This is a genomic window from Glycomyces sp. NPDC050141 (assembly GCF_055586545.1).
The window spans coordinates 19087-31673 of record NZ_JBVJHZ010000031.1; the positions used below are offsets into that span (position 1 = coordinate 19087).

Annotated in this window: 11 protein-coding genes; 5 read left to right on the top strand and 6 right to left on the bottom strand. The window is 71.8% G+C overall.

What is annotated here, in order from left to right:
- Nucleotides 1-177: 177 nt before the first annotated feature.
- Together ACZ60M_RS18075 and ACZ60M_RS18080 are read right to left on the bottom strand one after the other, a co-directional pair.
- Entirely contained in the window at nucleotides 178-1545 is a 1368-nt protein-coding gene (locus ACZ60M_RS18075) for an amidase (protein WP_465419460.1), read from the bottom strand.
- A gap of 40 nt (nucleotides 1546-1585) precedes the next feature.
- Nucleotides 1586-2731, bottom strand: coding sequence for a cystathionine gamma-synthase (locus ACZ60M_RS18080; RefSeq protein WP_465419462.1), 1146 nt, complete (start codon nucleotides 2729-2731; stop codon nucleotides 1586-1588).
- A gap of 93 nt (nucleotides 2732-2824) precedes the next feature.
- Between ACZ60M_RS18080 and ACZ60M_RS18085 the strand changes: the two genes are divergently transcribed.
- Nucleotides 2825-3088: a hypothetical protein gene (locus ACZ60M_RS18085; protein ID WP_208497153.1), complete on the top strand. Its 264-nt coding sequence runs from the start codon at nucleotides 2825-2827 to the stop codon at nucleotides 3086-3088.
- Nucleotides 3089-3182: 94 nt separating this feature from the next.
- Here the strand turns inward: ACZ60M_RS18085 and ACZ60M_RS18090 are convergent, their stop codons facing one another.
- Nucleotides 3183-3569 (bottom strand): VOC family protein, encoded by a 387-nt coding sequence (locus tag ACZ60M_RS18090; protein WP_465419463.1) that lies wholly within the window; start codon nucleotides 3567-3569, stop codon nucleotides 3183-3185.
- A gap of 65 nt (nucleotides 3570-3634) precedes the next feature.
- Between ACZ60M_RS18090 and msrA the strand changes: the two genes are divergently transcribed.
- From msrA to ACZ60M_RS18110, 4 genes are all read left to right on the top strand, one after another.
- Nucleotides 3635-4240, top strand: coding sequence for a peptide-methionine (S)-S-oxide reductase MsrA (gene msrA / locus ACZ60M_RS18095; protein ID WP_465419465.1), 606 nt, complete (start codon nucleotides 3635-3637; stop codon nucleotides 4238-4240).
- 172 nt (nucleotides 4241-4412) lie between these two features.
- Nucleotides 4413-4652: a hypothetical protein gene (locus ACZ60M_RS18100; protein ID WP_465419467.1), complete on the top strand. Its 240-nt coding sequence runs from the start codon at nucleotides 4413-4415 to the stop codon at nucleotides 4650-4652.
- Nucleotides 4653-4680: 28 nt separating this feature from the next.
- Nucleotides 4681-7863, top strand: a complete 3183-nt coding sequence (locus ACZ60M_RS18105; RefSeq protein WP_465419469.1) for a helix-turn-helix transcriptional regulator — start codon at nucleotides 4681-4683, stop codon at nucleotides 7861-7863.
- Between the two features lie 423 nt (nucleotides 7864-8286).
- The gene (locus tag ACZ60M_RS18110; protein WP_465419471.1) at nucleotides 8287-9825 is read left to right on the top strand and encodes a multicopper oxidase family protein; all 1539 of its coding nucleotides are present in this window, start codon (nucleotides 8287-8289) and stop codon (nucleotides 9823-9825) included.
- 109 nt (nucleotides 9826-9934) lie between these two features.
- On the opposite strand, the gene ACZ60M_RS18115 is transcribed toward ACZ60M_RS18110, so the two are convergent.
- The 3 genes from ACZ60M_RS18115 to larB are packed head-to-tail and all read right to left on the bottom strand — an operon-like array spanning nucleotide 9935 to nucleotide 12448.
- On the bottom strand, nucleotides 9935-10309 hold the full coding sequence (locus ACZ60M_RS18115; protein ID WP_465419473.1) for a PH domain-containing protein: 375 nt from the start codon (nucleotides 10307-10309) through the stop codon (nucleotides 9935-9937).
- 40 nt (nucleotides 10310-10349) lie between these two features.
- On the bottom strand, nucleotides 10350-11684 hold the full coding sequence (gene larC, locus ACZ60M_RS18120) for a nickel pincer cofactor biosynthesis protein LarC (RefSeq protein ID WP_465419475.1): 1335 nt from the start codon (nucleotides 11682-11684) through the stop codon (nucleotides 10350-10352).
- 14 nt (nucleotides 11685-11698) lie between these two features.
- Nucleotides 11699-12448: a nickel pincer cofactor biosynthesis protein LarB gene (larB, locus tag ACZ60M_RS18125; RefSeq protein ID WP_465419477.1), complete on the bottom strand. Its 750-nt coding sequence runs from the start codon at nucleotides 12446-12448 to the stop codon at nucleotides 11699-11701.
- Nucleotides 12449-12587 lie beyond the last annotated feature (139 nt).

Consider the following 12587-nt stretch of genomic DNA (forward strand, 5'->3'; position numbering starts at 1 on the left):
ATTGGCGTTCTCAAGGTCGTAGACCTTGGAACCGGCACTACTTTACACGGTGTCGCGGGGCGGGCCCAGGGAGGGGCTGGAGACGGCGGTCACGTTGGCGAGCTGGGGGTTTGCGGTGCTGGTCGGGGGCGTGGCGAAGGCCCTCCGCGGCGGGCGCGGAGGGCCTTCGGCTGTGCGTCAGTCCCAGCTGAGGCCGGGGGCGTAGCGGCGCGGGCGGAGCTTCGCGATGAGCTGCGCCGCGACGTCGAAGAGGCGGCCGGTGGAGCCGGGCGGGCCGACGAGTTGCACGGTTGCCGGGGCGCCGTCGCTGCGCATGCCGACCGGGACGACCAGGGCCGGGAGGCCGGCGAGGCCGAACGGGGCGGTGAACGCGGCGGCGCTGGCGAGGTGGGTCACGTTGGCGCGCAGGGTCTCCGTGGACCACTCCTTGGCCGCGGGCGGCGCGGCGGGCAGCCCGGGGGTGATGAGCAGGTCGTAGTCCTCGAGGTCGAACCAGTCCTCGAGGTGGCGGCGGACGCGGTTGCCGTCGCCGAGGACGCCGCCGAACAGGCCCCTCAGGTAGGTCTTCTCGCCCACGGAGACGAGCCGCCTGGTGCGCCGCTGCAGGCCGTCGGGGCCGCATTTGAGGCTGCGCAGGTACGCCGCGCAGGTCCAGGCCCCGGAGGAGGCCGGGGTGAGGCGGGCGCCGAAGCGGGGCTTGGCGCGGAATGTGTCGTGGCCCAGGTCGGTGAGGGAGCGTACGGCTTTGAGCAGCCACTTCGTGGCGTCGTCGTCGACGCGGGCGGGGAGCGGCGCGATGTTCGTGGCGGCGATCCGCAGGCGTCCGGGATCGCCCGTGGAGCGCGGGTGGCGGTGGGTGAGGGCGGCGTAGGCGAGCGCTGCGTCCTCCACGGTGGTGGCCATGACCCCGGTGTGGGCGCCGAGCCAGTGCTCGGGGTCGGTGTTGATGTCGGCGGGGACGTGCTCGGGGCTGTAGGCGACGATGCCGCACGCGGCGGCCGCGGTGCGCACCCCGCCCGCAGAGCCGGGCCCGTCGAGGCCGATGCCGATGGGCGCGGCCCCGGTGGCGACGGCGAGTGCGGTGCCGCCGCTGGGGCCGCCGACGCCGCGGTCGGGGCGCCAGGGGTTGGCCGGGACGTTCCCGTCGTCGTCGGTGGCGGGCCAGAGCCCGAGCTCGGAGGAGCGCCCGAAGGCGACGATCACGGCGCCGGCGCCGCGGATGCGCTGCACCGCTTGGTGGTCGGTGTCGGCGATCGGCAGGACGGCGGCGTTGGAGCCGAGCCGGGGCGCGTGCCCGGTGACGGCGAGCTGCTCGCACACGGCCACGGGGACCCCGGCGGCGGGCAGGGAGTCGCGGTTGTCGATCTCGTCGACGGCCGCGGCCTCGGCGAGCGACTCGATCTTGCGGACGCTGGTGAGGGCGCCTTCGGCCTCCCGGTGGTCCTCGATGCGGCGGAGGTGGTGGTCGACGACGATCGCGGCGTCGGCGTCGCCGCGCCGGACTGCCTTGGCTATCTGCTGCGCGGTGGTTCCCGACCAGCTCACTGCACGTCCTTCTTTCTCACGGGGGCCTGCGGGGTGCCGTCTAGCCCAGGGCCTGGCGCAGGTCGGCCAGGAGGTCGTCGGCGTCCTCGATGCCGACGGACAGGCGCACGAGGTCAGCGGGGACCTCGAGGGCGCTGCCGGCGGCGGAGGCGTGGGTCATGCGTCCGGGGTGCTCGATGAGGGATTCGACGCCGCCGAGCGATTCGCCGAGCGTGAACACCTCGGTGCGAGCGCAGAGGTCGACGGCGGCTTGCTCGCCGTCCTTGTGGCGGAAGGAGATCATGCCGCCGTAGCGCTTCATCTGCTTGCCCGCCACGTCGTGTCCGGGGTGGGTCGAGAGGCCGGGGTAGCGGACCTCGGCGACTTTGGCGTGCCCGGCGAGGAACTCGGCGACGGCTTCGGCGTTGTCGCAGTGGCGGTCCATGCGCACCGCGAGGGTCTTGATGCCGCGCAGGGTGAGGAACGCGTCGAAGGGCCCGGCGACGCCGCCCATCGAGTTGTGGTGGAACGCGATGGCGTCGGCGATCCCGCTGTCCTGCACGACGATCGCGCCGCCGACGACGTCAGAGTGGCCGCCGATGTACTTGGTCGTGGAGTGCACGACGAGGTCGGCGCCGAGCGCGAGCGGCTGCTGCAGGTAGGGGCTGGCGAAGGTGTTGTCGACGACGGTGAGCGCGCCGTGCTTGCGGGCGAGGTCGGCGAGCTGCTCGATGTCGGCGATGTTGAGCAGCGGGTTGGTGGGCGTCTCGATCCACACCATCTTGGTGCGCGCGTTCATGGCCGCGGCGACGGCTTCGGTGTCGGCGATGGGCGCGGCGGTGTAGTCGACGCCCCAGCGCTTGGCGACCTTGTCGAAGAGGCGGAACGTGCCGCCGTAGGCGTCGTCGGGGATGACGACGTGGTCGCCGGGGGCGAGGAGGGCCCTGAGGACGGTGTCCTCGGCGGCGAGGCCGGACGCGAACGCGAAGCCGCGCGTGCCGCCTTCGATGGAGGCGAGGCAGGCTTCGAGGGCGGTGCGGGTCGGGTTGCCCGACCGGGAGTACTCGTAGCCGCCGCGCAGGCCGCCGACGCCGTCCTGCTTGTAGGTCGAGGTGGCGTAGATGGGCGGGACGACCGCGCCGGTGAGCGGGTCGGGCTCCTGCCCGGCGTGGATAGCGCGTGTGGAGAACCCCTGAGCCTCATGCATGGTCCCTACGCTAACCGACGCGAGTACCACTGCCTATGGATAGGCACGCTATCGTGCAGTCAACACTTTCCCACTTCAGTTAAGGGGCGCCTCATGGGCTTCGACGAAGTACACAAGATGGACATCACCGGTGACGGCGTCGACGAGACGGTCGGCGTGCGCCGCAACGAGGACGGCTCGGTCGAGTACCACGTGGACATCGACGGCGACGGCACCGCGGACATGAAGGCCGTGGACGTCGACGGCGACGGCGTGATCGACCACGTGCTGCTCGACCACGACGGCGACGGCAAGTACGACGCGGCCGTGGTGGACGCTGACGGCGACGGCGAGCTCGACGCCGTGGCCGAGAAGTAAGGACCCCGCTCTCCTCGGCAGGACCCACGGCTCACGCCGTACAGACTTCGCGCCGCGGGCGCCCCGTGCGATACGGGACGCCCGCGGCGTTGCGCTACCCCTCGGCGCGTTCGGCTTTGGAGCGTTCGACGCAGAACTCGTTGCCTTCGGGGTCGAGCATGGTGACCCAGCCCTTCCCGTCCGGTTTGCGGTGGTCCTCGAAGATGGTCGCCCCCAGGCCGAGGAGCCGTTCGACCTCCTCGTTGCGGGTGGTCTCGGGGGTGAGGTCGAGGTGTACGCGGTTCTTGACGGCCTTGCCGTCCGGGACGTTGATGAACAGCAGGCCCGGGCCGCCGCCGGCGGGGCCGATGAAGCACTCGGTGTGCTCAGGCAGGTTGGGGTCGTCGGGGTTCTCGGCGTAGCCGGTGACCTTCGTCCAGAACAGCGAGAGGGTGTACCCGTCGCGGGCGTCGAAGGTGATGTGGTTGATAGATGAAACCATGCGCATACGCTAACGTGCCGCTCTTGCGGCTGGCGATCGTTATTCACGCGTGACAGACTTGCCTGATGAGCACCGAGCACCCGATTCTGAAGCACCCCATCGAAGGCTCCCCCGGCCCTGACGCCGAGACGGCCTATTTCGGCATGGGCTGCTTCTGGGGCGCCGAACGCCTGTTCTGGCGCGTCCCGGGCGTTTGGACGACCTCCGTGGGGTACATGGGCGGGAACACCCAGAAGCCCTCCTACGAGGAGGTCTGCACGGGTCTGACCGGTCACGCCGAGGTCGTGAAGGTCGTCTGGGAGCCCGGCGCGGTCGCCTACGAGCAGCTGCTCAAGGTGTTCTGGGAGAACCACGACCCGACGCAGGGCATGCGCCAGGGCAACGACGTGGGCACCCAGTACCGGTCGGTCCTGTTCACCACCACTCCCGCGCAGCAGGCCGCCGCCGAGGCCAGCAAAGAGGTGTTCGACCCGATCGTGCGCGCCGCCGGGCTCGGCCCGATCACCACCGCGATCGTCGGCGCCGGCCCGTACTGGCTCGCCGAGGACTACCACCAGCAGTACCTGCACCACAATCCGAACGGGTACTGCAACCACGGCCCCAACGGCCTCTCCTGCCCCGTGGGTGTCGTCCCGGCACAGGTGGACCTGCTGCCGCCGAGTGCCGAGTAAGGCCCTCACCCCGCCGGGCCCCCCGGAGTAAGGGCCTCAGGCCCTCACGGGCGCGGAACTAAGGCCCGTAAGGGCAGGGACTGCGTGGAACGCTGATGCCCCTAGGCGGGCCTCAGCCGGAGGATTGGTGTCAGGCCGGAAAACCCGGCCAGCGACACCAAAGGAAGTTCACATGAACGACTTCGACCTCCACTACCTCCACTACGCCCGCTCCGAGGAGCTCATCAAGCAGGCCGAGAACGAACGGCAGGCCCGCGCGCTCGTGAAGGCCGCCAAGGCCACCCGCCGCGGCGGCGAGCACGTACGCCACGCCGGGATCGCGGCCCGCGTCGCCAAGGCCCTCGGCCGCGGCGAGCGGTCCGGCGAGAACGCCGGTGGACCGGGCAATGCCCGTGTCCAACCGGCGAAATGACAGGCGCGGAACGTCATAGGCCCGTGTCATGATTGCTGACATGCCGCGCCTGGGTTCCGACCTCCCCCTGTTCGCCCGCGACGCCGAACTCGCCTCGCTCCGCGAGACGCTCGACGCCGCCCGCGCAGGGCGCCCCGCGACGGTCCTCGTCTCCGGCGACGCGGGGGTCGGAAAGACCCGGCTCCTCCACGAATTCAACGACAGCGCCGGTGACGGTGTCCTCACCGTCACCGGCCACTGCCTCGACACCGCCGACTCCGCCCTCCCCTACCTCCCCTTCGCCGAGATCGTCGGCACCCTCGCCCGCGACAACCCCGACCTCGCCGCGAACCACCCCGGCCTCAGCCCCCTCCTCCCCGGCCACCCCACCCCCGCCGAAGGCGACCTCGGCCGCCTCGGGCTCTTCGAAGCCCTCCACGCCGCCCTCGCCGACCTCTCCGCCGCGCACCCCCTCGTCCTCACCCTCGAAGACCTCCACTGGGCCGACCGCTCCAGCCGCGACCTCCTCGCCTTCCTCACCTCCCGCCTCACCGGCCAGCGCGTCCTCATCGTCGGCACCTACCGGGCCGACGCCGTCCACCGCGCCCACCCCCTGCGCCCCCTCCTCGCCGAACTCGTGCGCCTCCCCGCCGTGCAGCGCCTCCACCTCGACCCCTTCGACGCCCAGCACGCCGCCGACTTCGTGCGCGAACTCAACACCGGGCTCGACGAGGAGACCGTCGCCAAGATCGCCGCCGCCTCCGAAGGCAACGCGTTCCTCGCCGAAGAACTCGCCGCCGCCGAGACCCACACGGTCACCTTCGAACTCGCCGAGGTCCTCCTCGCCCGGCTCGAACGCCTCCCCGACGCCGCCAAGCAGGTCGTACAGCTCGCCTCCGTCATGGGCCGCCGCTTCACCTACCGGCGCCTCAACGCCGCCGCCTGGTCGATGCTCGACGAGAACGGCCTGCGCCACGAACGCGAACTCGACCAGGCCCTGCGCGCCGCGATCTCGCACGGCATCATCGTCCAGAGGAGCGCCGACACGTACGCGTTCCGCCACGCCCTCCTCGGCGAGGCCGTCTACTCGGACCTCCTTCCCGGCGAACGCATCCGCTACCACCAGAAGATCGCCGCCTCCCTCGCCGACGACAACGGCAAGGGCGCCGAGGCCGAACTCGCCCACCACGCCCACGAATCCGGCGACCTCAGCTGCGCCCTGTCCGCGTCCGTGCGCGCCGCCGACGAAGCCGTCGAACTCGCCGCCCCCGCCGAAGCGCTCCTCCACCTCGAACGCGCCCTCACCCTGTTCGGCCAGGTCCCCGCGGAGCAGCGCCCCGAAGGCCTCACCGAACTGCGGCTCACCATCCGCGCGGCCGCCAACGCCGAAGCCTCCGGCGAGATCAAACGCGCCCAGTCGTACTCGGCCGCCGCCGTCAAACTCGCCGACGCGTCGGGGGACCGCCTCCAAGGCGCCTACACGCGCCGCAAGTACGCCAAGCACCTCCTCACCATCGAAGGCGACGAGCTGCAGGCGCTCCGGGTCGCCTGGGAGGCTTGGGAACTGGTCAAGGACGACGAGCCGCACACCGTCAAGGCCTGGGCCCAGGCCGTGGTCGCCCGCGCGACCTACTTCAACCGCCAGTACGAAGAGGCCGCCGTCTGGTGCGACCAGGCGATCGCCACCGCCGACGCGGTCACCGCGAACGGCACCGCCGACGAGTACTGCGGCCACCTCGCCGCCAAAGCCGACGCGATCCTCACCGCCAGCATCGGCGCCTTCCGCAACGGCACGCAGAGCCTCGAGCAGACCGTCGCCCGCAACAACGAGGCGCTCGACCTGATCCGCGGCACCGGCTGGCAGGACGTCGAACTGCGCGGGCACTTCAACAACGGCCTCGTCATGGTCGAGGCCTCCCGCATCGCCGAAGCGCTCGACCACTTCAACCGCGGTTGGGACTGGGCCCGCAGCACCGGCGACAAATGGAGCGGCTACGGCCTCGAAACCGCTGTACGCCAGGTCATCTCCAACTACATGGTCGGCCGCTGGGACGAAGTGGACGCGAACGGCGAGATGGCCTCCAGCGTCCTGCCCGGCGTCGTCCTCACCCGCCTCGCCGCCGCCGTCCTCCTCGTCGACGTCGCGCGCGGCCGGTACGAGGCGGCCGACCGGCGCCTCGACTACCTCGCCGACCGCTGGCAGCTCGACGGCCAGGTCCTCGCGCTCGCCTCGCTCTGCGGCGTCGAACTCGACCGCTGGCGCGACCGGCCCGCCGAGGCCCTGCGCCGCGCCGAGCGCGCCACCGAGCGCATGACCCGCATGCGCGGCTACTACCTCGCCGGGATCTCGGTGTGCACCGCAGGCGTCGGCGCCGCCGCCGACCTCGCCCAGCACCTGCGCCGCGACGGCGACGCCGCGGGCGCCAAGAACGCCGTCGCAGCGGGGGAGCGCCTGGCCGAGCGGGCCCGGTTCTTCCTCGAACACGGCCGCCCCCTCTCCGGCACCCTCGGCCCGGAGGGCCTGGCGTGGGTCGCCCAGCTCGACGCCGAGGAGTCGCGGCTCTACAGCGACGGCGACCCGGCCCTGTGGCGCGAGGCCGCCGCGGCCTTCGACTACCGCGTCATGACCGGCCGCAGCACCGCAGGCGGCGATGCCGATGCGGTTGCGGCCCAATCGGAACGCGGCGCCTCGAGCGCCGCCGACCCGATGCGGCTCGGCGAGCAGGAGCGGCTCGAGCTGGCACTGCGCGACCCGCTGGCCTCGGAGACCCTGGCGCTGCTCGAGGCGGCGCAGTCCGGAGGCACAGCCCCGTACGACGGGACCTGGGCCGAGCCGTACCGGCAGGCGTACGCGCGCTGGCGGCTCGCGGAGGCGCTCCTTTCGGAGAACGGCACCGGGGCCCGGGCCGAGGCGGTGGCGGTGCTGGCCGAGGCGAAGGCGACCGCGACCAGTCTGGGCGCGGCCCCGCTGGCGGCGCAGTTGTGCGCGCTCGCCGAGCGGGCGGGCCTGGACGCGGCGGTGCCGACCTCGACGCCGCTCACGCCGCGCGAACTCGCGGTGCTGCGGCAGGTGGCGCGCGGGCTCACGAACAAGCAGATCGGCGCGGAGCTGTACATCTCGGAGAAGACCGTGAGCGTGCACCTCTCCCGCGCGATGGCGAAGCTCGAAGTCGCCGGCCGCGCCGCAGCGGTGAACGCCGCCCACCTCCGCGGCTACCTCAACGAGGACTGACAGAGCAGTACGACGCGAAAGCGCCTACGAGGCCCGCGACCGGAACGGTCGCGGGCCTTCGCCGTGTCCGGCACCTCGTGCCCTCCGCGATCCCGCCCGCGAAGTTCGGAGCCTTGTGTCCTTCGCGACCCGCCCCGCAGCCCGCCCGAATGTTTTCGCAGCTCAGAAGCTTTTGTCGTACCCGTATGGGAGGGTGTCCTTTTCACTGGTAGTGGTGAAGGTGGGATCGGGTGGGTACCCGGGGCCTCCCGTACGCCCGCGCGGCGGCGCCGCGCCGCGCCGGGCCGCCGCGCGGGCGTACCGCGCCTCCGCCGTATCGCTACCGGGGGTTGACGCCGCCCGGCGGCGTAGTCCCGCAGTGGTACGCGGATTGCCTTCCCACGCCTGATGTATCGGGCGGGCCGCCGCACGAGTATTGCAAACATGAAGCGGCGTAAAGCACTCAAGTGGACCCTCATCGGCGTCGGGGGCGGCGTCGGCGCCGTCGTGCTCGGCGGGGCCGGCACCCTCGGATACTTCTGGAACAAGTCGAAGCTCGAGACCGTCGGCGCCGTCGACTTCGACACCCCCCTCGCCGTGCCCCCGCTCGCCGAGTCGACCCTCGACGCCTCGGGTGCGCGGGTCTTCGACCTCGCGATCCAGTCCGGCACCGTGGCGTTCAAGGACGGCCGCGAGACCGAGACCTGGGGCGTCAACGGCCCCTTCCTCGGCCCGACCATCCGCGCCAAGCGCGGCGAAGAGGTCGCCTTCGCCGTCCACAACGGCCTCGACGAGGGCACCTCGATCCACTGGCACGGCATGCACCTGCCCTCCGTCATGGACGGCGGCCCCCACCAGGAGGTCGAACCCGACGGCGTCTGGGCTCCCCAGTGGACACTGAATCAGCCCGCCGCGACCCTCTGGTACCACCCGCACCCCCACGGCCGCACCGGCGCCCACGTCTACCGGGGCCTCGCCGGGATGTTCATCGTCGACGACGACGAGGCCGGGAGCCTCAACCTCCCCTCCCAGTACGGCGTGGACGACGTGCCGATGATCGTGCAGGACCGCAAGTTCGACGACGACAACCAGTTCGACGACGACGGCTCCTTCATGAGCATGCAGGGCGTCCTCGGCGACGAGATCATGGTCAACGGCACCCTCGGCCCCTACTTCGACGTCACCACCCGCCTGGTGCGCCTGCGCCTGCTCAACGGCTCCGTCTCGCGCCTCTACAACTTCGGGTTCGGCGACGACCGGCCCTTCAGCCTCATCGCCACCGACGGCGGCCTCCTCCCGGCCGCGTGGGAGACCGACCGCCTCCAGCTCTCACCGGGGGAGCGCGTCGAGATCGTCGTCGCCTTCGAGCCCGGCGAGACGGTGACGCTCCGCTCCAACCCGGCCGACGAGGGCTACTCGGGCCCGCTCGGGCGGTTCAACGGCGGCGACGACCACCTCGACATCTGCGAGTTCCGCGCCGCCGCCACCCTCGCTGACACCACCGAGATCCCCGAGACCATGGGCGCCGCACCGGATCTCGCCGACGCCGACATCGCCGCCGAGCGCTCCTTCTCCCTCTCCGGGTTCAACCAGATCAACGGGGAGTCCATGGACCCCATGCGCATCGACTTCGGCGTCCGCGAGGGCACCGTCGAGGTGTGGGAGGTCGAGAACGCCGACGGCTTCATGCACAACTTCCACGTCCACGACGTCCAGTACCAGGTCCTCACCGTCAACGGCGAAGAGCCGCCGCCGCGCCTGCGCGGCTGGAAGGACACCGTCCAGCTCATCCCGCAGCAGCAGTACCGGCTGGCGATGCGCTTCGCCGACTACACCGACCCGAACCTGCCGTACATGTACCACTGCCACATCCTCGTCCACGAGGACTCGGGGATGATGGGCCAGTTCGTGGTCCTCGGCGAGGGCGAGGAGATCGGCACGGTCCCGGTCAGCGCCTCCGCCGCCTCCCACGGCGGGCACTAGCCGCCCCGGGCCGAAAGGGCCCGGGGATCGACAGCGCCCCTGAAGAGACTCGGCGCAGGACCTCCCGCCCGTAGGCACCACGAACGGGAGGCCCTGCGCCGCAACAGGTCTAGAGCGAGCAGGCCGCGATGTGCTTGGCGATCGCGGGCAGGTCCACGTTCTCCTTGAACTCGAAGCGGACCCGGCCGAGGCCGCTGAACCACAGGTCGAGCTCGCCGTCGTTGTCCATCAGGCCGTCGGTCTCGACCGAGTACGCCTGGATCTTGTTGTAGGGCAAGGAGGTGTAGTCCTTCTTGCGGCCGGTCATGCCCTGCACGTTCACGGCGATGACCCGCTTGTTCGTGAAGACCACGAAGTCGCGCACGCCCTCGAACGCGATCGCGACCTCCTCGCCGTCGACCAGCAGCGGCTGGACCTCGTCGCGGAACCCGGGGTCGTCAGTGAGCTTGAGCTTGAAAAGCGAACCGTTCTCGAAATCGATCATGCGGGCAGGATATCGGTACGGCCCCACGCCCGCGGTACGCCTAATAGTGCTCGGCCGCAAGCGCAGTGGCCTGCGCGATCACCACTTTGAGCGGACGCGACAAGGCCGCCGCCGCGGCGGCCGCGTCCTCGTACTCGACCGAAGTGTTCACGACCTCGCCGTGTTCCAGCGCGATCTTGACCCCGATCTGATGGCCGTCGACCTCGACGTGCGTGTACCGGCGTTCGAGCGCGTACTTCTCGATCTCGTAGGAGCGCATACCGATCGTGGTGGTGTGCCGCACGAGCGCCGACCGGGCCGACTCGATCATCTCGGGCCTGCACAGCACGTGGACCGTGTGCGCCGGGCGGCCCTTCTTCATGAGGATCGGCGTCAGCCAGGCGTCCGAGGCCCCGGCCTCCAGCAGCGCCGCCAGCGCGGCGGGCCACAGACGCGGATCAAGATCGTCCACATTGGTCTCAATGACGACGGGCTTCGCGGCGGAGGCCCCTTGCTCCGGGTGTGCCTGCGCCGCAGGCGAAGCGGGTTCATGCGCATGATTGCAAGCGTGCTCGTGGACCGATGCCTCGTGCGCGTGGCCGTGCCCCGCATCCGCGGCAACATGTTCATGGCCGTGACGGTGCACATGGGCCGCACCGGTCCTGCGCACCGCCACCACTTCACGGCCGATGACCAGCCGCAACAGGTTCGCGCGCTCCTGCGGGTCCCGCCCGCCCGCGCCCGCGCCGATCCGCTCCACCACCATCTCCGGCATCGACCCGTACCCCGAGGCGGCAGCAGCGATGATCGCCGCGCCCGTCGGAGTGCACGCCTCATACGGCACCGCGCCGACCACCGGCGCGCCCGCATCCGCGAGCACCCGCAGCACCGCCGGAGCGGGCAGCGGGATCGAACCGTGCGAGCCGCGCGTCGTCCCCCCGCCCACGGTCACCGTCGAAACGATCAAACGCTCGATGCCCAACGCCGCCAAGCCAGCCGCCGCACCCACGATGTCCGCGACCGAGTCGAGCGCCCCCACCTCGTGGAAGTGCACGTCCTCCTCGTCGATCCCGTGCGCCGCCGCCTCAGCGGCGGCGAGCCGCCCGAACGCCGCCAGCGCCAGCGCCCGCACCGGCTCGTCGAGCGCCGCGCCTTCGAGCATCGACCGGATCGAGCGCCAGCGCCGGTCCGTCGCGACCTCCGGGGCCTCCACGGCCACCTTCGTCGCCACGAGCCCGTGCCGCGTCACCCGCTCGGCCCGCAACCGGACCGGCTCGGTCCCGAGCGCGTCCACCGCCGCCTGCATCACCGCCAGGTCCACCCCGGCGTCGGCCAGGGCCCCCAGGAACATGTCGCCGCTCGCGCCCGCCGAGCAGTCCAGCCACGCGATCGTCACCGCTGCGCCCGCTTTCACTGTGCCGTCTTCACACTGAGCATCCGGGACGCGGCCATCGCCGCCCCGAAACCGTTGTCGATGTTCACCACCGTCACCCCCGGCGAGCACGAGTTCAACATCGTCAGCAGCGGCGCGAGCCCGCCGAACGCCGCCCCGTACCCGACCGACGTGGGCACCGCCACCACCGGCGCGGACACCAGGCCCGCCACCACCGACGGCAGCGCCCCGTCCATGCCCGCCACCACGATCACGCACGCCGCCTCCCGCAGCTCCGCGACCTTGTCGAGCAGCCGGTGCAGCCCCGCGACCCCCACATCGGCGACGAGCCGCGTGTCGATCCCGTTGGCGCGCGCCACGATCTCGGCCTCCCGCGCCACCGGCAGGTCCGACGTCCCCGCGCACACCACCGCGAGCAGCCCCGCCTCGGCAACCGGGAACGCGCCGACCGCGCACACCCCGCTCTCGACCAGCACGTCCTCGCCGAACGCCTCCCGCACCGCCGCCGCGCACGCCTCGTCGCACCGCGTCGCGACCGCCACCCGCCCCGGGTGCGCCTCCCGCAGCGCCGCAAGCGCGCCCACGACCTGCGCGGGCGTCTTCCCCGCCGCGTACACCGCCTCGGCCGTCCCCGTCCGCGCCGGGCGGCCCGTGTCGATCTTGGCCCAGCCCAGGTCGCGGTAGCCGCCCCCGACCTCGGCGAACGCCGACACCGCCGCCGCTTCGGCCGCCCCGCCCGGAGCCGTGGATTCAGGATCGTTCTGCACGAACCCATCCTCCCTCCCGGCCCGCACCCGCCGCCACCGGAACCGCACCCGTCCCAGCCGCAGGGAACCCGCCGTTCATCCAAAGCCCGCCGAGCCGGTGACGTTCACCGCCGCCACCCCGCCCGGACACCGCCAAGCA